The 21,821-nt window shown below is 70.1% G+C and carries 24 protein-coding genes and 1 tRNA gene; 11 read left to right on the top strand and 14 right to left on the bottom strand.

The features are described 5' to 3' along the window. Positions 1-67: 67 nt before the first annotated feature. Positions 68-685, bottom strand: coding sequence for a hypothetical protein (locus ACR68M_RS28610; protein WP_441247029.1), 618 nt, complete (start codon positions 683-685; stop codon positions 68-70). Between the two features lie 384 nt (positions 686-1,069). On the opposite strand from ACR68M_RS28610, the gene ACR68M_RS28605 reads away from it, so the two are divergent. Continuing rightward, the gene (locus ACR68M_RS28605; RefSeq protein ID WP_441251740.1) at positions 1,070-1,225 is read left to right on the top strand and encodes a DUF5703 family protein; all 156 of its coding nucleotides are present in this window, start codon (positions 1,070-1,072) and stop codon (positions 1,223-1,225) included. 98 nt (positions 1,226-1,323) lie between these two features. On the opposite strand, the gene ACR68M_RS28600 is transcribed toward ACR68M_RS28605, so the two are convergent. The 3 genes from ACR68M_RS28600 to ACR68M_RS28590 all read right to left on the bottom strand — a co-directional run bounded on the left by ACR68M_RS28600 (position 1,324) and on the right by ACR68M_RS28590 (position 4,435). Next, positions 1,324-2,367, bottom strand: coding sequence for a chaplin (locus ACR68M_RS28600; protein ID WP_441247028.1), 1,044 nt, complete (start codon positions 2,365-2,367; stop codon positions 1,324-1,326). 220 nt (positions 2,368-2,587) lie between these two features. Beyond that, positions 2,588-2,827, bottom strand: a complete 240-nt coding sequence (locus ACR68M_RS28595) for a chaplin (RefSeq protein ID WP_441247027.1) — start codon at positions 2,825-2,827, stop codon at positions 2,588-2,590. Positions 2,828-3,097: 270 nt separating this feature from the next. Beyond that, positions 3,098-4,435, bottom strand: coding sequence for a M20/M25/M40 family metallo-hydrolase (locus tag ACR68M_RS28590; RefSeq protein WP_441247026.1), 1,338 nt, complete (start codon positions 4,433-4,435; stop codon positions 3,098-3,100). A 245-nt stretch (positions 4,436-4,680) separates the two neighbouring features. Here ACR68M_RS28590 and ACR68M_RS28585 point away from each other — a divergent pair. Then, a tRNA-Leu gene (locus ACR68M_RS28585) sits at positions 4,681-4,768 on the top strand. Positions 4,769-4,785: 17 nt separating this feature from the next. Here ACR68M_RS28585 and ACR68M_RS28580 read toward each other — a convergent pair. Both ACR68M_RS28580 and ACR68M_RS28575 read right to left on the bottom strand, forming a co-directional pair. Then, positions 4,786-5,796, bottom strand: coding sequence for a hypothetical protein (locus ACR68M_RS28580; RefSeq protein WP_441247025.1), 1,011 nt, complete (start codon positions 5,794-5,796; stop codon positions 4,786-4,788). 5 nt (positions 5,797-5,801) lie between these two features. Continuing rightward, on the bottom strand, positions 5,802-6,248 hold the full coding sequence (locus ACR68M_RS28575) for a helix-turn-helix domain-containing protein (RefSeq protein ID WP_441247024.1): 447 nt from the start codon (positions 6,246-6,248) through the stop codon (positions 5,802-5,804). 119 nt (positions 6,249-6,367) lie between these two features. Between ACR68M_RS28575 and ACR68M_RS28570 the strand changes: the two genes are divergently transcribed. The 4 genes from ACR68M_RS28570 (at position 6,368) to ACR68M_RS28555 (ending at position 9,028) form a co-directional block, all read left to right on the top strand. Next, entirely contained in the window at positions 6,368-6,955 is a 588-nt protein-coding gene (locus tag ACR68M_RS28570) for a hypothetical protein (RefSeq protein ID WP_441247023.1), read from the top strand. After that, positions 6,952-7,941 (top strand): hypothetical protein, encoded by a 990-nt coding sequence (locus ACR68M_RS28565; RefSeq protein WP_441247022.1) that lies wholly within the window; start codon positions 6,952-6,954, stop codon positions 7,939-7,941. The genes ACR68M_RS28570 and ACR68M_RS28565 overlap by 4 nt, the downstream gene beginning before the upstream one ends. Further along, positions 7,941-8,288 (top strand): hypothetical protein, encoded by a 348-nt coding sequence (locus ACR68M_RS28560; protein ID WP_441247021.1) that lies wholly within the window; start codon positions 7,941-7,943, stop codon positions 8,286-8,288. The genes ACR68M_RS28565 and ACR68M_RS28560 overlap by 1 nt, the downstream gene beginning before the upstream one ends. Before the next feature lie 98 nt (positions 8,289-8,386). Further along, positions 8,387-9,028, top strand: a complete 642-nt coding sequence (locus ACR68M_RS28555) for a hypothetical protein (RefSeq protein WP_441247020.1) — start codon at positions 8,387-8,389, stop codon at positions 9,026-9,028. Positions 9,029-9,430: 402 nt separating this feature from the next. On the opposite strand, the gene ACR68M_RS28550 is transcribed toward ACR68M_RS28555, so the two are convergent. The 5 genes from ACR68M_RS28550 to ACR68M_RS28530 form a co-directional block, all read right to left on the bottom strand. Next, complete coding sequence (locus ACR68M_RS28550; RefSeq protein WP_441247019.1) at positions 9,431-9,850, bottom strand: hypothetical protein; 420 nt, start codon at positions 9,848-9,850, stop codon at positions 9,431-9,433. Between the two features lie 71 nt (positions 9,851-9,921). Next, the gene (locus ACR68M_RS28545) at positions 9,922-10,293 is read right to left on the bottom strand and encodes a hypothetical protein (RefSeq protein ID WP_441247018.1); all 372 of its coding nucleotides are present in this window, start codon (positions 10,291-10,293) and stop codon (positions 9,922-9,924) included. Positions 10,294-11,084: 791 nt separating this feature from the next. Further along, positions 11,085-11,888 carry an ABC transporter permease gene (locus ACR68M_RS28540; RefSeq protein WP_441247017.1) on the bottom strand — a complete coding sequence of 268 codons (804 nt, stop codon included), beginning with the start codon at positions 11,886-11,888 and terminating at the stop codon, positions 11,085-11,087. Then, entirely contained in the window at positions 11,885-13,390 is a 1,506-nt protein-coding gene (locus ACR68M_RS28535) for an ABC transporter permease subunit (protein WP_441247016.1), read from the bottom strand. Before ACR68M_RS28535 ends, ACR68M_RS28540 begins: the two co-directional genes overlap by 4 nt. Next, on the bottom strand, positions 13,387-14,328 hold the full coding sequence (locus ACR68M_RS28530; protein WP_441247015.1) for an ATP-binding cassette domain-containing protein: 942 nt from the start codon (positions 14,326-14,328) through the stop codon (positions 13,387-13,389). The genes ACR68M_RS28535 and ACR68M_RS28530 overlap by 4 nt, the downstream gene beginning before the upstream one ends. Positions 14,329-14,491: 163 nt before the next feature. On the opposite strand from ACR68M_RS28530, the gene ACR68M_RS28525 reads away from it, so the two are divergent. Continuing rightward, a complete protein-coding gene (locus tag ACR68M_RS28525; protein ID WP_441247014.1) occupies positions 14,492-15,676 on the top strand; it encodes a sensor histidine kinase in 1,185 nt (394 codons plus the stop codon). After that, complete coding sequence (locus ACR68M_RS28520) at positions 15,673-16,341, top strand: response regulator transcription factor (RefSeq protein ID WP_441247013.1); 669 nt, start codon at positions 15,673-15,675, stop codon at positions 16,339-16,341. Before ACR68M_RS28525 ends, ACR68M_RS28520 begins: the two co-directional genes overlap by 4 nt. 129 nt (positions 16,342-16,470) lie before the next feature. Here the strand turns inward: ACR68M_RS28520 and ACR68M_RS28515 are convergent, their stop codons facing one another. After that, positions 16,471-17,220, bottom strand: coding sequence for a sulfite exporter TauE/SafE family protein (locus ACR68M_RS28515; RefSeq protein ID WP_441247012.1), 750 nt, complete (start codon positions 17,218-17,220; stop codon positions 16,471-16,473). Between the two features lie 28 nt (positions 17,221-17,248). Beyond that, positions 17,249-17,479, bottom strand: coding sequence for a hypothetical protein (locus ACR68M_RS28510; protein ID WP_441247011.1), 231 nt, complete (start codon positions 17,477-17,479; stop codon positions 17,249-17,251). 216 nt (positions 17,480-17,695) lie between these two features. Between ACR68M_RS28510 and ACR68M_RS28505 the strand changes: the two genes are divergently transcribed. The 3 genes from ACR68M_RS28505 to ACR68M_RS28495 all read left to right on the top strand — a co-directional run bounded on the left by ACR68M_RS28505 (position 17,696) and on the right by ACR68M_RS28495 (position 20,413). After that, positions 17,696-18,409: a DUF4352 domain-containing protein gene (locus ACR68M_RS28505; RefSeq protein ID WP_441247010.1), complete on the top strand. Its 714-nt coding sequence runs from the start codon at positions 17,696-17,698 to the stop codon at positions 18,407-18,409. Continuing rightward, on the top strand, positions 18,406-18,804 hold the full coding sequence (locus tag ACR68M_RS28500) for a hypothetical protein (protein ID WP_441247009.1): 399 nt from the start codon (positions 18,406-18,408) through the stop codon (positions 18,802-18,804). The genes ACR68M_RS28505 and ACR68M_RS28500 overlap by 4 nt, the downstream gene beginning before the upstream one ends. Positions 18,805-18,886: 82 nt before the next feature. Next, positions 18,887-20,413: an FMN-binding glutamate synthase family protein gene (locus tag ACR68M_RS28495; RefSeq protein ID WP_441247008.1), complete on the top strand. Its 1,527-nt coding sequence runs from the start codon at positions 18,887-18,889 to the stop codon at positions 20,411-20,413. A gap of 2 nt (positions 20,414-20,415) precedes the next feature. On the opposite strand, the gene ACR68M_RS28490 is transcribed toward ACR68M_RS28495, so the two are convergent. Beyond that, positions 20,416-21,663: a PucR family transcriptional regulator gene (locus ACR68M_RS28490; RefSeq protein WP_441247007.1), complete on the bottom strand. Its 1,248-nt coding sequence runs from the start codon at positions 21,661-21,663 to the stop codon at positions 20,416-20,418. Positions 21,664-21,821 lie beyond the last annotated feature (158 nt).

Raw genomic sequence — 21,821 nt, 5'->3', positions numbered from 1 at the left:
CCCCGGTACAGCCTTGGGGGCGCAGATGCTCGGCATCTGCGCCCCCAAGGTCGACATTCGGCGGGGCTCAGCCCTCCGGGTCGAGGGCCTCCAGCTCGTCGTCGTAGACCTCGCTGACGTCGAAGCGGCAGATCAGCAGCTGCGGGTCGGCGCCGTCGAAGGGCTCCGGCAGCCACTCGCCGGGGTCGCTCGGCTCGGTCGCGGCCACCCAGAGCGTCGAGTCGCCCTCCTCCAACCCGAACTCCTCGCAGCGGGCCGCGATCTCGTCAGGTTCGTACTCCCCGAAGAGCACGCCGATGGCCGCGTTGACACCCCCGTCCGAACCGCCACCGGGGGTGAGCGAGCTCTCCACCCGCTCGGCCTGCGCCCGCAGGCGCTTGGGGTCGGCGACCAGGTAGTCGCGGCGGATCAGCACGCTGATCGCCTCGGGCTGGTCGGGGCCGGTGTAGCCACCGGAGCCCTCGTCCCCTGGCACTTCGAACGGAGTGACCTCGTCGTAGACCTCGTACAGGATCTGGTCGTACGCGATGGCCGCCGCGGCGAGCTCCTCGTAGGCGTTGACGACAGCGGGATCGTCGGCTTCGGCGGGTGCGGATACGGCTGCCAGGTGGCGGTCGATGGCGGCCTTGACCGCCTCGGCGGCGGCGCGTACCTCGGCGATGGTGAGCTGCGCGGCATCAGACATGGTGCTGACGCTATCTCCCCGGGGCCGCGACACGCACAGGGGTTGTCCCCTACGCCCGTGATTTCCCCGCAACTTACGCCCGGATGTCCGGTCCGCGTGGTTCTGTGCCCAGCCCCAAGGGCGCCCTGGGAGCATCACGGGCATCTCCGCCGACCCTCCGGGGTATCTCTCGGGGTGACAACAAAATTGATTGACTGTCAGCCCTGGCGGCGGCACCCTCGCTGCCGTGAGCGAAGAATCCGGCCGTCGGAGCTGCTCAGATCTGCACTGGCCCAGTTGTCGCAGGCAAGTCGTACCCTTGCCTGCACGGCGTCCCGCAGGAGGAGAATCTTGATCCCACCGAAGGTGGTCCGGCAACCGGAGTACGAGTACCAGTCGCTGCGCATGCCCCGTGGCACGTCGAGGAACGACGCCCGGCAGTTGCTCACCGACCACGCCGAGTACGGGCACTGGGAGCTGGACAGACTGCGGCTCTTCCCCGACGGCAGCCGTACGGTGCTGCTGCGGCGCCGGATCATCCGGCAGATCCGCAGCTGGTAGCTCAGCACCCGCGCCGCCGCAACGGTACGAGAGCCCGCCGGGCACGGGCCGGGTGCGGTGTGCGCCCGGCCCGCGCCCGGTCTACCGGGGTCGGCGCGTCAGCGGGCTCCGGCCCGCGAGCGGCGGTAGAGGATGCCGCCGCCGAGCATCAGCGCCATGCCTGCCGTGCCCGCGAGGCCGAGCCCTGCCGCCGAGGTGCCCGTCGAGGCCAGCTGGCCCCGGACCGCCGGGGCGGTGTCGAACGCGCGAGTGCCCTGACGGGCCTCGGAGATGCCGCCGGCCGGGCTGCCGATGGTGGTCGGAGCCGAGCCGTTGCCGGTGGTGATGCTGACCGGGGTGGTCTGGCCGGGGCCGCCGTTCCGGTCGCTGCCGGGCACTCCGGTCGTCGTCCCACCCGTCGTGTCGGTGGGCGGCGTGCTCACCGGAGGAGTACTGACCGGCGGGGTGCTGGCCGGCGGGGTGCTGGCCGGAGGCGGCGGGTTGTGCGTGCCGGGGCCGCCGGGCGTGCAGTCGTCGCCGGGGGCGGGCGCCGGGGGCGGCGGCGGGGTCTCCGAGTGCGGCGGGGAGTGCGGCGGTGCGTGCGGCGGGGTGTGAGCGGCCGCGTTGCCGCAGTTGTTGCCGAAGGCCGGGTTGCCGAGGCCGATCACGTCGACGGTGTTGCCGCAGGCGTTCACCGGGGCCGTGACGGGGGCCTGCACCTGGTTGCCGGCCGCGACTCCGGGCGAGCCGTGCGTGACTCCGGCCGCCGAGGAGCCGTAGGAGGCCGCGTCGGGATGCAGGTGCCCGGCGCCCGGGTGCCACTGCCCGGCGTCGCCGGGCAGGCCCGACGGCGGCGGGGGCTGCTGGCCCGGGTGGTGGTGACCCGGCTGGACCGGGCCGGGGGTCACGGGCATGCTCCGGACGGAGTTCCCGCAGCTGTTCCCCATCGCGGGGTTGAGCAGACCGACCACGTCGACGGTGTTGCCGCACGCGTTCACGGGGATGTCCACCGGGACCTGCACGGCGTTGCCGGAGCCGACCCCGGGCGAGTTGACGGCGCCGCCCTGGGCCTCGGCGCTCGCGTACGCGTAGCCCGCGGTGGAGGCCAGCACGCTGCCGGTGGCAACGGCGGTGAGGATGCCCCTCTTTGCGACCTGTCGCATTACTCCCCTAACTCTGATTGTCGGAAGGTGTCGGAACTCCTGACGAGGCATGTCCCGGTACACCGGCACAACGAGGCGCGCCGGGAAAGGTTGGAGCCACCGCCATTCGTTCATCCGATCGGGTGAGCAGACCGGAAATGCGCGCGCCCCCGGGCGCGGCGAACCGCCCCCGGGGGCACAGCAGTCAATCAGTGAGCCGGCAGCACGGGCCGGACAGAGATCAGACGTTCTCGCAGTGGTCCCCGAAGGCCGGGTTCAGCAGGCCGATCACGCTGATCGTGTTGCCGCAGACGTTGACCGGCACGTGCACCGGGACCTGGATCAGGTTGCCGGAGGCCACACCGGGAGAGTTGACCGCAGCACCCTCGGCCTGCGAACCGTGCGCGGCGGCGACACCGGCACCGGCGAGGGCCAGACCACCGGTGGCGGCGACAACGGCAGCAATCTTCTTGATCTTCACGGGTTCCTCCTGAGAACTTGGACTGAGAACTTGGACGATTCCGCAGCCCGTGTTCCGGACTGCAAATGGGTGAACGACGGTGTGGCAAACGGGGTACGCCGCGCTCTGCCCATTCACCCGTAACGGTGATCACCCGCACGCACAATCGACCATGTAAATCCGTGAAGTACCGTTTCTTCACGCCCTCCTGACCGGCCATCAAGTCATTCGCTCCGATCAATCGTCGGGCGTGTCCGCCGCTGCCGTGTCGGCCGGCCCGTGTCGGCCGACTCAGCTGGCGTCGATGAACCGGTCCAGCACTCGCACGCCGAACTTCAGCCCGTCCACCGGCACCCGCTCGTCCACGCCGTGGAACATCCCGGCGAAGTCCAGCTCCGGCGGCAGCTGGAGCGGCGCGAAGCCGAAGCAGCGGATGCCGAGGTCCTGGAAGGACTTGGCGTCCGTGCCGCCCGACAGGCAGTACGGCACCGCGCGGGCGATCGGGTCCTCGGCGCGCAGCGCGGACTGCATGGCCTCCACCAGGGCGCCGTCGAAGCTGGTCTCGATCGCCTTGTCCGAGTGCAGGCTCTCGCGCTTCACGCGCGGGCCGAGGATGCGATCGAGGTCGGCGAGGAACTCCTCCTCGTAGCCGGGCAGGAAGCGGCCGTCCACGTGCGCGGTGGCCTGGCCGGGGATGACGTTCACCTTGTAGCCGGCGCCGAGCATGGTCGGGGCGGCGGTGTTGCTCAGGGTGGTGCCGATCATCTTGGCGATGCCGCCGAGCACCCGGAGCGTCTCGTCCATGTTCTCCGGGTCGAGCTCGACGCCGAGCGCGTCCGACAGCTCGTCCAGGAAGGCCCGGACGGTCTTGGTGATCCGCAGCGGGAACTTGTGCCGCCCGAGCCGGGCCACCGCCTCGCACAGCTCGGTGATGGCGTTGTCGTTGTTCTCCATCGACCCGTGCCCGGCCCGGCCCTCGACCGTGAGCCGCATCCAGTGCATGCCCTTCTCGGCCGTCTCGATCAGGTAGAGCCGCACCTTGTCGTTGACCGTGAAGGAGAAGCCCCCGACCTCGCCGATCCCCTCCGAGACGCCCTCGAACAGGTCGCGGTGCTTGTCGACGAGGTACCGCGCACCGAAGGTGCCGCCGGCCTCCTCGTCCGCCAGGAAGGCCAGCACGATGTCACGCGGGGGCTTGCGCCCGGTGCGGAGCCGGTCCCGGATGACCGCCAGCGTCATCGCGTCCATGTCCTTCATGTCCACCGCGCCCCGGCCCCAGACGCAGCCGTCGGCAACCTCGCCCCCGAACGGGTCGTACGTCCAGTCGGCGGCGTTGGCCGGCACCACGTCGGTGTGCCCGTGGATCAGCAGCCCGGGGCGCGAACGGTCCTCGCCCTCGATCCGGACCACCGTCGAGGCGCGGCCCTTGGCCGACTCGATGATCTGTGGTTCGAGCCCGAACTCGGCCAGCTGCTCCGCGACGTACTCGGCGGCCTTCCGCTCCCCCGGCCCGGAACCGTCACCGTAGTTGCTGGTGTCGATCCGGATCAGGTCACGGCAGATGTCGACGACCTCCGACTCCGCCGTCACCTTCGGGGCACCCTGTCGCTCAGCCTGCGATTCGCTCACGGTCACTCCTCGTCCTGGCATCTCTGACCCGCTCGGCGCACCTCCGCGCCACCCCGGCCGGCTCGCCGGAGCCCAGCGGGCACGGTCGCGCCAATCCTCCCGCAGCCACCGCGCCGCCCCAAGGCCATTCCCGCAGATCGAAGCCCCCAGGCCCCCGTCAGGGACGGTTTTGGGACTCCAAGCCGATCTTTGCTACAGTTACTCATGTCAGCGCGGCACGGAAACGCCGCAAAGACAGACACCTAGTCCGGGTGGCGGAATGGCAGACGCGCTAGCTTGAGGTGCTAGTGCCCTTTATCGGGCGTGGGGGTTCAAGTCCCCCCTCGGACACCAGCTAAGACCCCTGTTGATCAGGGGTTTTTTGCTTTCCTGGGCAGTAGCGTGACCAACCACGTGACCAACGGCCCAGCGATTCCCCTGGTCAGACCAGGGATGAGAGCCCAATCCGGCTGGCGCTCGATGCCGCCAGCTTCTTGGCCCCCTCGGCACGACGACGGCCGTAGCGAGTCATCGTGTAACCCGGCGAGTGGTGCCGGGCATTGGCGGAGACCTCCTTCCTCGACCACCACCCAGGCGAGTTCGATGGAGCACTCGTCCCAGTTGATGAGGTCCCACATCCAGCCCAGCACCTCACTGCGACGGCACGAGGTAGCGGCGTAGGAGGTCCAGAGCGGTGCATCCCGCAGGCAGTGATGACTCAGCCCTTCGTCACAGGCCCGGTTCCCGCAGGGCTTACATATCTCCCCCAGGAAGCGAGCCGTCTCCTGGCCGTTGAGGGTCGGGAAGTCCGGCTCCGCCGCTTTGATCTGCCGCTCGGTCAGAGGGCTCGCGGTGTGCGCCGGGTTGACCTTCAGCAACCTCCGGGGCCCGGTCACCGTCTCCAGCGCCGCCGAAATGGCGTTGTGAATGTGGCGGACCGACTTCGGCCCCAATGGCTTCACCCGGTTGGTCGGGCACGGCTCGGTCTCCAGCTTCCGGTACAGGTCGTCCAACGTCTCGTCGGTCACCTCCACCACCTTCACCGAGCCGATGTGCGGCTTGATGTGCAGCCGCACCTTCGGTTCGTAGCCCCTGGTCGTCGTCTCCTCTCCCCGGTGCTTCGGCAGCCACCGGTCCATGAGCTGCGCCACGGTCATGTCCGAGCGCGCGGTCAGTTCCCCTTCGTCGTGCTCGCTGTGCCACTTGCTGAGGGCCCTATCCGCCGCCGTCTTGGTGTCGTACTCCCGGCCTATCCAGTACCGCTCTTTCTTGCCGGTCGCGGGGTTGAGATGGAGTGGGGTGCGCACGCCCCAGGTGTTGGGCCTTCCCTTGCGCGGGATCTCCACCGGAGTCCCCCCGAGCCCGTTTCCGCGCTTGGTCACCGCTGCTACTGCTCCTCTCGCCGGTTCTGCCACTCGGCGAGCAACGCGCTTGCCTTGTCGGTGAGTTGCTTTCCGTCCCACAGACCGAGCGCCTTGGCGCGCTTCACCCGCTCGGACATGGTTGCCTTGCCGATCCCGAGGCGGTCGGCAAGCTCCTGCTGCGGGGCCGTGGTCCCCGTGGCCCGCATGCGGACCAGTTCGGCGGCCAGCAGGGCATAGTCAAGATCCGTGCGGCAGCGGGTCGGCACAGGCCAGGGCGCATGGGGGCCCGGGGAAGATTCCTGAGCGAGGATTGCGCGGGCCTGAGCCTTGATCTCCGCGAACGGAATCTGCCGCAGGAGGCTGGCCGGGATGCCGTCGGTTTCCAGCGCCTCGGCCATCGTGCGCTCGATCTCTTCCTCGCTGCCTCCAATGGCCGCGCGGACGCGCCGACCACGGTCCGCATCGGCCATCCCACCGGTCGGTGCAGCCCCACCCGGGGGATCTACGATCATTGGAACGAATGGGTGTCCGAGTCGCGCTCAGATGTTCTGATTGGATGAGGCGGGGAGTCGAGGGGGAGGTACGGGGGTTGTCGATCGAGCTGCCGGGCGAACTCGTCTGGGTGATGAATCTGCTCGGGCTGAACTGGCCGGACGTGGACGAGGACGAGCTGCGGGAGTGGGCCTCTCATGTCCGGGAGTTCGCGGCGGGGCTTCAGGACGCCCATGACGGCACCCACGGCGTGATCCAGGAGCTTGCGAACAGCTACGAGGGGGCGTCCTACGAGGCGCTGGTCGAACGCTGGGGGCGGGCCTCCACGGAGCACATGACGGTGCTCATCGACTGCTGCGGAGTTCTCGCCACGGGCCTGGAGATCGCCGCGGACGGGGTGGTCGTCGCCAAGGGCGCAGTGATCGCCGAACTGGTGGCGATGGCGGCTGAGATCGCCGCCGACCAGGCAGCCGCCGTCGCCACCCTGGGCCTGGCCGAGGCTGCCAACGTGGCCATTGTCGAGGCCGGCAAGCGGATCGTGAACGCGATCCTCGACCAGATCGAGCAGGAGATCATCGGCCAGCTGGTCTCGATGGCGATCGAGCCCTTCCAAGCCGCCATCGAGCGCGCGGTCTCGGGCCTGGTCTTCGAGGGCGTCGAGTCGGCGCTGGGGGGTGGGGCATGAGTCGGCGCGGCTTCAAGGCCCACCCAGAACACCTCGGCGCGGCGAGCAAGAAGGCGCACGAGCACGCCGACCGCGTCGAACACCACTCCAAGAACCTGGACGAGAAGACACGCGGGCGGCTGCTGGGCAAGGGCAAATACGGCCAGCTCGTGGAGAAGTCCGTCCGTCCGGTGATCGAGGCGATGGTCAACGACATGGGGAAGGCGATGGCCAAGGGCCATCGCTCGATCGGCCATGGACTGGAGGTCACCAGGAAGAACCTGAACGAAGCGGAGGAGAACATCCGCCGGGGCCTCCGCGCGGATCACGGGGCGGCGAAGGACGGAATTCATCTCAAGCCGGGGCAGAACGTCCTGAAGAAAGAGGATCTGGAGGACGGATACCGCCATGCCGTCTCCACCCGCGTCGACGGGCTGCGCCAGGAGGGCCACGGCCCGCAGCGCCACCTGGATCCGACCGACCAGATGCTGAAGGACCGGCTGGGTGTCCCCACGCCGCCGCGCATGGTGGACAACCAGCTCGAATACCACCGCATGGAACACGGGTACGTGCAGACCGAGCGGAAAATCGATCCTGCGCACGGCCCCCATGGGAAGCAACTTCCGGAGCCGGATCGGTACATGGATGCCGAGGATCCGACCAGGCGACACAAGTGCGGCGCCTTCTCCACAGCCTTCAAACCGGGCGAGGACGAGGCGTTCATGCATGCCGAGCGGTACGCCAGGCAGCAGCTCGACCTGAGTGAGGATCCCCCGAGGCCGGTACGGTTCCCGCCTGGAGAGGCATGGGGGCCGGGTGACCACAGCGAGAGGTTCCGGGGCTTCTACATCGACCCGGAACGTCCGGTGACTCATGGGAACATCAACTACAAGCCGGTTGACTTCCAGGGTGCGGACCTCATTGCCGTTTACCGTCGTGACGAGCGCACAGGTGGCGTCAGGTTGGTCACCATGTACCCGGAGCCGGTCAAGGAGAGGAACAAGTGATGGAGTTCCCCCAGAGCATTCCGCACTTCTCCGACGACCGCGAGGTCGAGACGTTCTTCCGCACGATGCTCGGCCTCGAGTACATCGACGATGTTCATCTGCACCGGGAGTGGGCTAGGGGGAAGAAGCCTTCTGCGCGGCACGTCAGGGAGGCACTGGAGTACCTCCTGCGTGAGCGTCCGGCCACCTCGACCCAGTGGGCTCGGCTGACCGAGGTCAGCTTCTGGGAGGACGATCGCCTCTACGGCTACCTGCAGGGGCTCTACGACTATTTCTACGGTGATCGGGAGGATCCTCCCGTGCCGCCGGATCCGGAGGAGATCCCCCCGGAGAAGTACTGGCAGTGACAGCCTGCCCGACCCAAAGAGGAACCCCTGTGCCCACGCGCGATGAACTGCCCCCACGTACTGGCCCCTGGGCCAGCCGATTCGATTCCGAGGAGGCGTTGGTCCGGGGCGACGACGCCCTCCGGGCGGCGGCGCTGAAGAACCACGACCTGTCGCCGATCCTCCGGTTTGAGGAGGTCTACGGTCCGGACATGGTGACCCGTGCCGTGCAGGCCACCGCCATCGGGATCGACCAGGTGAACCCGTACGGGCCGGACGGGGAGATCAACTACGTCTACGGGGACTTCTACACCGGGGCACTCGTGTACGGCGTGTACCGCCCAGCCGAGGGTGTCGGTGACGCGGGTCCGGCCCGGGAGGACGAGCTGTGGAACACCACGCTCTATCCGTACCCGGGTGGTGCGGTGGACCCGACCTCGGTGCCGCTCGCGGAGCTGGGGCTCGAGGTGCCCGGAGTGGACCGGCGGTTCGTCAACTTCTGCGCGGGCATGCTCGGCGTCGAGGCCGTGGACGACCTGGGAATGCTCAAGGCGGCGTTCGACGCGGCCTGGCCGGACTACCGGGAGACGGTCCGAGCCGGCCTGCTGCACATGGCGGAGCACCGTCCCATGACGGTGCGTCAGTGGTACGAGCTGACGTACGTTCTCTTCCCCGATGAGAAGGCACTGACGGTGTATCTGGCGCAGGTGTACGCCTATCTCTTCGACGACTACCCGGCGATGCCGCTAGCGCCAAACTGAGCTCGGGCATGGCGGCCGACTGGGCCATCCCCGGCTGGCAGACGAGCAGCAGGCTCGGCAATTCTGCACGTATGCCTTCCGCGTGACCGGGGTCGACGACATCTGAAGGTCGTCCCGCAGGGAACCGATCCTGCCGTCAGGTCGATGACCTGGCCTTTCACGGGAATCCGGTCAGAGCCCTGAAAACGGCCACCTGGTGCTCGGATGTGGACCAGAGCTGCTCACCCTAGTTCCCCACCCACGATCATTCGGCGTGGAAGCGCGCACGCCGGCTACCGCTACCTCGGCGAGCTCCAGGCGGCCTGACCGCCACGTCGGCTTGGTCTGTGGAGCGTGGGGTGTGTCAAGTGCGGGCCGCGCGGTGTGGCTTGCGGCCCGCACCGACTGGTGCAGCTGTACGGGTCAGGCGATGGTGAAGTAGAAGTTGAGGTCTGCCGGGCCGCCGTTGACGGTACCGGTGAAAACGGTCACGGTGTCGGTGGCCTCGCCACAGCTGGACGACGGCTCGGTGCGCACATGCACTTCCGAACCCCACTGGGTTCCATCAGACGCGACGATGGTGGCCTGGGGAACGATCTTCTGCGGATCGACCAGCGGACTGGTGAAGGTGAGGCAGAAGACGCCAGTCCCGGCCTTGGTGACGTTCTTGATGCCCTTCGACTGAAATGTCTTGGTGTCGTTGCCGATGAGGGCTGCCACCTGGGCGTAGGGGGCGCGGGCCGGGCCGATGGTCGCCGCGTAGGCAGTGCCCACTCCGGCGGTGACGGTGACGGCGATGGCGGCTGCCAGGATCTTGGCTCGGGTGGTGGAGAACGGGTTCATCGTCGGTTGGCCTTCCGTGGGAGTCGAGGGATGCCCCGGGGCGGGCGGGCGTGGTTGTGGCGGCGAGGGGCTTACATGACGGCCAGCGTGAAGCCGCTGTCCGCCGGGGCGCTGTTCAGGTTCCAGACCCACACGGCGATGGTGTCCGCCCCGCCGCCGCAGTTGGCGTGCGCGTTGCGGGAGGCGGCGGAGCCGGCCCAGCCGGGCGTGACCTGGACGAGCGAGGTGGCGATGTCGACCAGCGGGTCGACCTGGACGCAGTACTGGCCGGTGTTGACCCGCCAGGTCTTAATGATCATCTTGCCGTCCGTGAGGTTGCCAGCGCCGTCGACGTTGGCGGCCGCCTGGGTGTACGGAGCGTCAAGCTCGACGGCGTGCGCGGCGGGGATGGCGGTGGCGCCGAGCGTGAGGGCGGCGAGCAGCGGAGCGAGGAAGCGTCGCATGTCAGTCCTTTGCGTGGGAACAGCGCGCCACCCGCAGGGGCGGGCGGGCGGCCTGCAACTGACGGGGAGCCTGCCATGAGAGTCAGTGCACGAAAGAAACGGCGGTTCACTCCAATGAGGCCGCGCCGGACCGGCACCGCCTCCTGCGCCAACGACCCCTGCGGCAGCACGGGCCAGGTCTGACAGCGCCTCAAGCGCACTCGGCCGGCCACAAGCCCACCCGCACGGATGCGGACACTCGGAGCAACGGAAGATCACTCAGTCAGCCGCCTGTCCGCGAGCGAGCAGACGCCGCGGGATAACGGCCTTGTGTACGAATAGGGTCCGGGCGTGTTGGCCTGGCGGGTTGTCTGATTGGTGCTCACCTCTCGGCGGAGCGGTCGGAGACCAGGGCGGCGACTGCCGCGTAGGTCTCGTCGAAGTACTCGCGGCGTCCGAGGTAACGCTGGAGGGTTCGCCACTGCTTGTGTTCAGCGTTGGCGTGCTCGACGCAGATGCGCTCCGATGACTGCTGATGGCGGGCCGCGTCCCAGGCGGCGATGTCTTCGGGCGGGGCGTCCTTTTTCGCGGCTCACGGTCTGTGTCCCCCTCGGACACAACGCAGGAAATGCCTGGTCAGCGCGCTGACCAGGCATTTTACTTTCAGGTACCCCGAGTTCGACGCGAGCTGAACCCCCAGCTATCGCACCTCTCTTGAGCCGCAACGCGCTGACTTGCGATTTCCGACCGCATGAAAGCCCCGTTCCAGGTCGGCCGGCGCCACCAGCAGCGCGCCCGCCTCGTCCCCGGGTTCAGGCGTCGCGCAGCCGCAGGACCGTGCCGCCGACAAGCAGCATCGTCACCGCCCAGAGGGACAGCACGCCCATGCCTGCCCAGGGGCTGATGGGAAGGTGGCGCAGGTTCGTCGTGGCCTGGATCGCCAGGCCTGCGGGCATGGGGCCGATCCGGGCCAGCAGCCGCTGCAGATGCGGGTCGGTGACGATATGGCTGAGCAACGGGAACAGGTGGAGCAGCGCCAGCACGACGCCGACCGCGACCGCCGCGTCTCGTACCGCCACGGCGACGCCCAGGGCGAGCAGGGCCACCAGCACCAGGTAGAGCACCGAGCCCGCTGCCGCGCGCAGGGTCGGGCCGTCAGCGAGGGAGAGCGGGGCGTAGCCGTGTACGGACGTGTGGCCGCTGCCCGGCAGCACCAGACGCCCGACGAGGACGGCGGCGAGCACGGCGACGCCACCGACCACGAGAACCGTCCCGCTCAGCACGGTGGCTTTCGCGGCGAGCACCGTGCCGCGCCGCGGCACCGACGCGAGCGTGGTGCGGATCAGACCGCTGCCGTACTCGTTGCCGACGAGCAGGACGGCCGTGATCGCGACCAGGGTCTGACTCACCATCACCCCGGCGAGGCTGAGCCGCACCTGGTCCTGGCCGCAGCCCACCGCGGGGCACCGGACGCTCGCGGACACCGCCGCGCCGATGGCGACCGTCACCAGCACCAGGCCGAGCAGCAGCCAGCCGTGCCCCGCCTCGGTGCGCAGCTTGGTCCACTCGGCGCGGCAGGCCCGGCGCAGCGTCGTGAGGTCGCTTCGCCCCCTCATGCGTCCCTCCGGTGCAGCAGTACGGTCGCCGCCGCAAGGGCGAGCGCGGTCCAGACGCCGAGGACGGCAAGGCCCGCCCAGGGGTGGAGCGGGAAGTAGCCCGAGGACGGCGCATAGACGGTGAGCACCTGGTCGTAGCGCGGCAGGGTCTGCTGGATGGCGAAGCCCGCCGCGGGTGTGAACCGGAGCAGCCACTCGGCCGGGCCGGGCGGCAGCATCCCGCCGAAGGCGAGCAGGTAGGGCAGCACCGTCGTCACCACCACCGCGGTGATCGCCGTGGCACTGCGCCGGAGCACGACACCGAGGGCCAGCGCGAGGACCGCCGTCGCGGCCAGCAACAGCCCTGTGCCGAGGACCGCGCGCACCTGTACCGCCGCAGGCACGGTGAGCACCGTGAAGTGCGCGGCGTGCGCGCGGAGTTCACCGAGTGGGATGCTCGCTGCGGCTGCCACCGCACCGACCGCGAACGCGACGCCCGCGACCACGGCGGACTTCCCCGCCAGCACCCGGCCACGCTGCGGCACCGCCGCGAGGGCTGTTCCGAGCAGTCCGCGACGGTACTCGGCGGTGACGAACTGCACGGCCACCACCGTCAGCACGATCAGCCCTACGAAAGTGCCGACCAGAAAGGTCTCCACCGTGAACGCCGGGCCGAGCGCGGGCCCGCCCACGACGGGGGCGATGTCACCCGCGCCGGTGACGGTGAAGCCGTCGCCGGCCGCGGTCCAGCCGCCGCCGGTGCCGGGCGTGTAACTGCCCGACGTACCGGCATCGCCACCCACCTGCATGCCCTGCCAGTTGCCGCCCGCCTGGCTCCAGGCGCCGCTGAGCGTCACCTGACCGAAGCTTCCCGTGGCCGTGGCCGGGGTGCTGCCCCCGCCACCGCTCGTCTGTACCGCTGCCGGGGCAGCGACGAACAGCCCCACCTGCACGGTTGCCGCCGCCCCGGGCAGACGGGCGGTGCCGACCTCGGTCCACCGCACGCCGTCGGTCGAGTCGTAGCCGATGACGGTCGTCCCCGAGCGAACCAACCGCAACCAGCGCGGCTCGGCGGCGGAGGGACTGCCGGGCAGTCCCTCCCGGTCGTGCGTGAAGTCGCCCTGCATCCGCACCCCGTGCGCCCCGGTGACCATCATCGCCGCGTAGGAGGAGCCACGGTCGAGGCTCTGCTTGACCAGGATCCCGGCCTTGGACCACGGGGTGACACCCGGCGTGGTCCGGCCCGGCCCGCCGCTCATGTCGGCCAGTACACCGCTCAGCGCGGTCACCGGGACGGTGATGCCGCCATCCCCGGTCAGCGTCCGGTGCACGAAGTAGCAGCTGTCGTTGACCGCCTCGCCGCCGGGGCTGACGGGGAGCGCTGCCGTGTCCCGCTGGTGCTGGTTCGAAGAGGTCGTGCCGACCAGCACGAAGAGTACGGACGCGAGCGCTGCTCCGACGGCGCCGCACCACCAGCCGCGCACAGTGCGGAACTTGGTCCATTCGGCATGCAGGGCCCTCATCGCTCGAACCCCGCTTCCGCGTCGGTGCCCCGGTACTGCACGGAGTCCTGAGTGATCGCCAGATAGGCCTCCTCCAGCGTCGCGCGGTGAGCTGCCAGTTCGGCGAAGGGCACGTTCACCGCAGTGAGCCGGGCGACAATCGCCTCGCCCGGCAACCCGGTGACCTCCAGAGCCTCCGTCCCAGCCGTCCGCACGGCGCCGCCCACGTGCGAGAGCGCCTCGGCGGCGGCGCGTGGCTCGGAGGTGCGCAGGGTCACCCGGCCCGCCGAGACCGTGGCAAGCAGCTCACGCACGCCGGTGTCGGCCACCACCCGGCCGCGCCCAACCACCACCAGGTGGTCCGCCACGTCCTCCAGCTCGCTCATCAGATGGCTGGACACCAGCACCGCCCGCCCCTCCGCGGCCAGTGACGTCAACAGCCTGCGGATCCACCGGATGCCCTCCGGGTCCAGGCCGTTGAACGGCTCATCCAGCATCAGGGCGGGCGGGTCGCCGAGCAGCGCCGCCGCGATGCCCAACCGCTGCCGCATGCCCAGTGAGAACCCGCCTGCACGGCGGCGCGCCGCACCCGCCAGTCCCACTTGCTCCAACACGTGGTCCACCCGGCGCACCGGCAACCCCTGCGAGTGCGCGAGCCACAGCAGGTGATTGCGCGCCGTCCGGCTCGGCTGCAGCGCGCTGGCATCCAGCAGTGATCCCAGCCACCGCAGCGGGCTGCGCAGGCTCCGGTACGACCGGCCGCTGACCAGCGCGCGTCCCTCGTCGGGCGCGTCCAGACCGAGTACAACCCTCATGGTCGTGGACTTGCCTGCGCCGTTCGGCCCCACGAAGCCGGTCACCCGACCGGACCGGACCGCGAACGACATCCCGTCCAGCGCCTGCGTCGCGCCGAAGCGCTTTCGCAGACCCGCCACCTCGATTCCGACATCGTCTCTCATCACTGCCGCCCGTCCTCCCGACTCGGTGTTCTGTCCCGGTCCACGGTGGGCGAACGGGCGTGGCAGGAGCGGAACGGGCGCTGTCATGTCGTTGTTAGGTCGCCTCGCCTAGCCTGATCGGGCAACCAGGCAACCAGGCGGTCGAGGAGGAGGACAGCGAGTGATGGCCGAGGATCTTCCTGCGCGGTCGCAGCGCCGTCGCAGCGTTCGCTGGCGGTTCACGGCCCTGTACGCCGGCCTCTTCACCGCTTCGGGTGCCGCCATGCTGGCAGTGGTCGGCCTGGTTGCGGGCGGATCGGTGGACGCCGTGCCCGCCCCGGGCAGCTGGAGCGGCTCCGCCCCGTCGGATGCCGGGGCGCGGATCGCGAGCCTGGAGCACCAGCTCGCCCAGGCCCGCAGTGCGCAGACACACCAACTGCTGCTGGGCTCGACCGCCGGCCTCGCCGTCATGGGCCTGCTCTCGGTTCTGCTCGGCTGGTACGCCGCCGGACGCGTACTGCGACCGCTGCGTGCGATGACCGCCGCCACCCGCCGGATCTCCGCCGACAACCTGCACGAGCGGCTCGCCATCGCGGGCCCCCACGACGAGCTCCGCAACCTCGGCGACACCATCGACGGGCTACTGGCACGCCTGGAGGGCGCGTTCACGGCCCAGCGGCGCTTCGTCGCCGACGCCTCCCACGAACTGCGCACCCCGCTCGCCACCATGCGAGCGGCGGTGGACGTGACGCTCGCCAAGCCGGGCCCCCTCCCCGAGCAGGTGCTGACGCTGGGGGGCCGGGTCCGCGCCGAACTCGACCAGGTCGACCAGCTGTTGGAGGGCCTGCTGACCCTGGCCCGCGCTCAGCACGGCGTGCTGCCCGGCGCCGAGCCAGTCCGCCTGGACGAGCTCGCCGCCACGGCCCTCGACGAACAGGCCGGCAACCTCGCAGGCCGGGGTCTGACCGCGACCAGCGCGGCCGACTCGGACGTCCGTGTGCGCGGAAGTCGGACGCTGCTGTGCCGACTGGCGGAGAACCTGGTCGCCAACGCGGTTCGGCACAATGAGCCCGGCGGCTGGCTGGACATCACCGTCCGCGCAGAGGGCGGAAGCGTCCACCTCGTCACGGAGAACGGCGGACCGGTGCTGACGGCGAATCAGGTGACCGACCTCGTGCGTCCGTTCCGCCGAATCGGTACGGAGCGGACTGGCGGCGGCGAGGGATCGGGCCTCGGGCTCGCCATCGTCGCGGCGGTCGCCGAGGCGCACGGCGGCACGCTCGATCTGCACGCCCGCGCCGAGGGCGGCCTACGGGTGACGGTCACCCTCCCGCGCGTGGCCGGCGCCGATGAGGAGGCCGCGGCATGAGGGTGCTCGTGGTGGAGGACGCTCGACCGCTCGCCGACCTCGTGGCCGAGGGCCTGCGCGATCAGGGCATGGCCGTGGACATCGCCTACGACGGCCTGGAGGCTGCCACCAAGCTGGACGCCACCCCGTACGAGGCCGTGGTGCTGGACCGAGACCTGCCGGGCATCCACGGCGACGCGCTCTGCCAGATGATCACGAGCCAGGACGAGCGCCCCATGGTCCTGATGCTGACCGCTGCGGACTCCCCGGGCGACCGCGTCGGTGGCCTGAGCCTGGGCGCCGACGACTACCTGGTCAAGCCCTTCCACTTCCCCGAACTCGTCCTCCGGCTGCGGGCCCTGGCCCGCAGGCGGCCCTACGCCCGAGCCCGGGTACTCCGCGCGGCCGGCCTCGAACTCGACCCCGTCCACCGCACCGCCACCCGGGACGGCCGCCTGCTCGACCTCTCGGTCAAGGAGTTCGAGGTACTCGCCGCCCTGCTGCGGGCCAGCCCGGCGTTCCTCAGTGCTGAGGCCCTGTTGGAGCAGGTGTGGGACGAGCACGCCGACCCGTTCACCAACACCGTCGCGGTAACCGTCAGCAGGCTCCGGCGCAAGCTCGGCAACCCGCCGGTGGTCGTCACCACGCCGACGGTCGGCTACCGGATCACCGATCCGAGCGAGTGACAGCCCGCCGGCGTGAGCCGGTTGCCGGACAGGTACAGCAACCGGACCTGAAACCGGCCCGGTAGACTCCCTGCACCGATGGCCGCACTTTGGCCGTTACGGGCCATGAGTCAACACTGACGGCCGCTTTCAGTGGTGCCTGACCCACAAGCTCACGGCGAGCCCGAGCCCGATGAGCGCGGTGGTGACCCGGGCGACGGAGGCGGGCACGCGTCTGGCCACAGCGGGTCCGACCGTGCTGCCCGTCAGGAAGCCCACGCCCATCGGGACGGCTGCCGCCCAGTCCACCGGCCAGGACAGGATGAACACGGTGCAGCAGGCCGCATCGGCGATGCCGAGCAGCATGTTCTTGAGCGCGTTGGCCTGGGAGAACCGCTGTTCGGACGCGATCATCAGCACGGTGAGGGTCACGATGCCCGCCCCCGCCCCCCAGTAGCCGTTGTATATCGCGCTGAGGCCCAGGCCGACCGGTAGCAGTCGCTTCAGGTCACCCCCGTTGCCGCGGCGGGCCAGCCACGCCGAGATCCTCGGCTGTGCGAGCAGCGCCAACGCGGCTACGGCCAGCAGGAACGGCACCAGTTGGTCGAAGGCCGCTGCCGGGGTGAGCAGCAGCAGGCCGGCGCCGAGCGCGCTGGCGAGAGCGGTCAGCGGGGCCCATCGCCACAGCCACCGCCCCTGGCCGATCAGTTCCGGCCGTCCGCCGAGCGCGGAGCCGGGCCAGTTCGCCAGGAAGGCCACCGAGTTGGTGACGTTGGCCGCCAACGGCGGGATGCCGACCGCCAGCAGTGCCGGATACGTGATCAGCGAGGCCGTGCCGCCCGCCGACCCGATCATGCCGCCGACCGCCCCCGCGACCAGAAGGAGGATCGCCCGCAGCATGTCTGACTCCTCAACTATCGTCGACACCCTACGGGTACCTCAGTTCTCCCTCGATATCCGCCCACTCCACGGTCAGGCGTCCGAGTGCCTCGTCCGCGGCGGCGTGCGCGAGGTCCGCGTCGTCCGCCACCGCGATCACGTGCACCACGCGGTCCCGGTTCGACCCGTTGGCGAAGTAGTCGCCGTCCACCTCCGGCTCCATCGCCACCTCCTCGATGCCGACGACCTCCGTAACTGCCTCGATCCCGTCCAGGCGCACCAGGCGCCCCTTGGCCGGGGTCGCCAGGAACCGGATGACGGCAGTGCGCCGTCGGGTCGGGGCCAGGTTCGAGCGGCCTGATCCGGTACCGCCTCACTCTGTGAGACGCCACGTCAGCCACCCTCCATCCCGCCGATACCATCCGGTGGCTTCAACAAACTGTAGACGGATGAGCGCATCCAGCTGCGCCACCCTCGTACCGGGAGAGAACCGCCCATGAGTGACGCCGACCAGATACCGCCGATGCCCACCAACCCACCGAAGCGGACCCAGAACCCGTGGAAGACAGCGACGCTCGCTCTGTCCGCCGCACTCCTGGCCACATCAGCCGGTCTGGTCGGCGTGCTCAGCAACGGCGACGGCAGCCTGACGGCCACCCCGGCCCCGTCGCCTTCGATCTGGGAAGACGCCCGACCCCCGGTCATCGCCCAGACCGCACAGCCGTCTTCGCCGACTCCGTCCCCGTCCCAGAGCACGGCCGCCCAGTTCAAGATCGGCGAGGAGGCTCGCAACGGCGGCGCCGTCGTCACGGTCACCAAGGTCCGTGAGGCCGACTCCCTCACCGTGGTCGATCGCGGTGAGCACCAGGATCAGAAGGCGGGCGACGGGGCGAAATACGTCATCCTGGAGACCACAGTGCTCAATGACACCAAGCAGAGCATGGACCTCACCTGCGGCCTACCCATCGCCAACGCGCTCCTGGATGACCAGGGACGCCGCTACGACACTATTCCTGACCTGTACAAGATCCAGGGCAACCCGGAGTGCAACGCCCAACTCCAGCCCGGATTCAAGGCCACGATGCAGTTCGTGTATCGAGTGCCCCGTGCCTCGAGGACGACCGCTTGGGAGTTCACCGAGTTCGACCTGAGCACCCGTCGGCAGCCGTCTCTCATCCAGCTCGACAACACCACCACGAACAACGCTTGAAGCCCCGGCCGGGCCCCCGCAGCGGTAGCAGCGGCTGGTTGAAGGTCGCGTTCTGGCTGTTCCTGTGGCCCTTTGCGATCCCGTACTACCTGTGCCGGCACCTGTACCGTTCCGCGAAGACCCGCCACCTGGCCGTGCCCGCCGCCATCGCCTGGGCCGGACTCATGGTCATCATCGCCTCCATCGGCAGTGCGACCCCGAGCCGGAGCACCGTGGACGTCTACACCGCCTGCGTCTCCTCCTCCTACCGCACCGCTTTCTCATATCGCGTCCTGACCCCGGCGGGGCCGACCTTCCCGAAGGCACCGAGACCAGTGCCGGCACCCTGGCCACGGGCTGGTCCGGGTGGCCTCCTACTATCGTTCCGCACTCTTCGGGGGACGCTGAACGCCTGATCGGCCGTGGCCGTCGCCCAACGCCACGCCCGATGCGGCTCCTCCCCACGACGGTGGAGTCGTGCATACAGGAGGAACGTTCATGCACGCCCGCAAGATCGGCGCCGTCGCCGCAACAGCACTGGCCGTAGTGGCTGCCCGTGACGTCATGCAGAAGAGGCACGCACTGCTCCGGAACTTCCCGGTGATCGGGCACGCCCGGTACCTGCTGGAGACGATCGGGCCGGAGCTGCGGCAGTACATCGTGACCTCCAACGAGGAGGAGCGCCCCTTCAGCCGTGACCAGCGCACCTGGATCTACGCGTCGGCGAAGGAGGAGAACAACTACTTCGGCTTCGGCACCGAGGTCGACGTCGAGCACGTGCAGGGGCACGCCTACCTGAAGCAGCGCACGTTCGCCGGCGCGCTGCCCGACGCGCACGACCCGCAGGCCCCGCTGCCCTCGGCCAAGGTGCTGGGCGGGCCGCGCGGGCGGGCCAAGGCGTTCCGGCCGGCGAGCGTGGTGAACATCTCCGCGATGAGCTTCGGATCGCTCTCCGGCCCGGCCATCACGGCGCTCAACAAGGGCGCGGCGCTGGCGGGCACGATGCACAACACGGGTGAGGGCGGCCTCTCGCCGTACCACCGCAACGGCGGCGACATCGTCCTGCAGATCGGCACCGGGTACTTCGGCTGCCGCAACGCGGACGGCAGCTTCAACCTCGACAAGCTCAAGGAGGTGGTCGCCGGCGCGCCGGTCAAGGCGATAGAGATCAAGCTCTCCCAGGGCGCCAAGCCTGGGCTGGGCGGCCTGCTGCCGGGCGCCAAGGTGACCCCGGAGATCGCCGAGATCCGCGGCATCCCGGCCGGCCAGGACTGCGCCTCCCCGTCGCGGCACAGCGCGTTCGACGACGTCGACTCGATGCTGGACTTCGTCGAGCTGCTGGCCGCCGAGACCGGTCTGCCGGTCGGGGTCAAGAGCGCGGTGGGAGAGATGGGCTTCTGGCAGGAGCTGGCCACGCTGATGGCGCGTGGCGACCGTGGCGTCGACTTCGTGACCGTCGACGGCGGCGAGGGCGGCACCGGCGCGGCACCACGGATCTTCGCCGACTCAGTGTCGCTGCCGTTCCGGATGGGCTTCTCCCGGGTCTACGGGACGTTCGCCGAGCTGGGGCTAACCGACGACCTGACCTTCATCGGCTCCGGCAAGCTCGGTCTGCCCGAGAACGCCGCGGTCGCCTTCGCCCTGGGCGTCGACATGATCAACGTGGGCCGTGAGGCGATGCTGTCGATCGGCTGCATCCAGGCGCAGAAGTGCCACACCGACAAGTGCCCCACCGGCATCGCCACCCAGAACCCGTGGCTGGCCCGTGGCCTCGACCCGGCCTCGAAGTCCACCCGGGCCGCCGTCTACCTGCGCACCCTGCGCAGGGAGTTGCTGAAGGTCTCGGGGGCCCTCGGGGTCGCCCACCCGGCACTCATCACGGCCGACGACGTCGAGATCATGAACGGCGACTACGAGGCCCGCACCCTGGCCGGCGTCTACGGCTACAAGGAAGGCTGGGGCGAACTCGGCCCGCACCTCGCCGACGAGATCACCGCTCTGCTCACCACCGGGCCGACCGTCTGACCTCAGGGCCGGAGGGCGGCCAGGGCGGCGTGCAGGGTCAGCAGGTCGGCTCCTCGGGCCGCGTCCAGGCCGGTGAGTTCGGTGGCCCTGCGGAGGCGGTAGTCCACGGTGTTGGGGTGGACCTGGAGCCGGGCGGCGGCGCGGCGGCGGTCGAGCGAGCAGCTGAGGAACGTGCGCAGCGTGTCGAGGAGTTCGGGCCGGGCGGCGAGCGGGGCGAGGAGCGCCGCGAGGCCGTCCCGGGCCGGGCCGGGGCGGCTCAGCTGGTACTCCACCAGCAGGTCGTCCAGCGTGTAGAGGCCCGGTCCGCGCCCGGACGCCTCGGCCACCTCGCGCACCTCGCCCGCCAGCCGGGCGGCGTCCGCGACACCGTCCGGTGCGGCGGTGGCGGCGGCGACCAGCAGCTCGGCCCCGCAGAGCCGGCCGAGCTGCTCGACCACCCGGGCCAGCCGTTCCCGGTCCGTGCTGCCCGACTCGGCAGTCGGGCGCTCGTACGGGACCAGCACGAGCCCGCCGTCCCCGGACAGCACCGAGAGCGGCTCCCCCGGCATCTGGCGCTCCAACTCGCTGCGCAGCCGCCGGAGTTTGCGGCGGGCGGCGACGGCCCTGTCCACCCCGGGCAGCAGTTCGTCCGGGTGCGGCCCGACGGCGATGCTCAGCACCAGGTAGCGGGCCGGCAGCCGGATGCCGGCCCGGTCGGCCGCGGCCTGGGGGTTGCCGCCCTCCAGCAGCCGGGAGAGCAGCGACTGCCGGGCGACCTGGTCGTCACCGAGCGCGGCCTGCCGCTCCTGGACGTACCCGCCGGCGACCGCACAGCTCACCAGTCGGAGGTAGCCGAGCAGTCGGCGCTGGACCGTCAGCACATCCGGCAGGTCGCCCGGTTCGGCGGCGGCGAGCACCTGCGCGGCGCACTCCTCGGCGCCGATGTGGAAGGCCCCGACCACGGCTTCCAGCGGCACGCCCTCGTCCGCGCGCCGCGCCGAGGACTCGCGGATGGCCGCCAGTTCGGCCTCCCCGGGGAGCTCGCCGGTGCGCAGCACCCCGATGAAGTTCCGGATGCTGCGGTCCACGGCCTTGGCGATCTCGCCGCGCAGCTGTTCGGAGGGGAGCGTGCCGTAGACCGGCAGCTGTTCGACGAGCCGGGCCCGTACGGCAGCGGCCAGAGTCGGCGTCTGCGCCAGCAGTCGGCTGTGCACCGGGACGCCGCCGAGGGTCGGCACCAGCTCGCCTTCCGCCACGTTGGGTACGGTCACAATCCACCTCCCGAATCTCTGTAACCTCACCCAAGGACGCACTCCGGTGTCGCGTCCATGATGGTTTCCAGGATGTTACCTACCAGTTGGTAACACGTCAGCCCCCACCTGCACCCACCTGCACCCCCACGCCCACCCCACTCCTGAATCGGGGGACT

The organism is Kitasatospora sp. McL0602 (genome assembly GCF_052076145.1).
Taxonomy (GTDB): domain Bacteria; phylum Actinomycetota; class Actinomycetes; order Streptomycetales; family Streptomycetaceae; genus Kitasatospora.
This window is presented reverse-complemented; position numbering and strand designations above follow the sequence as displayed.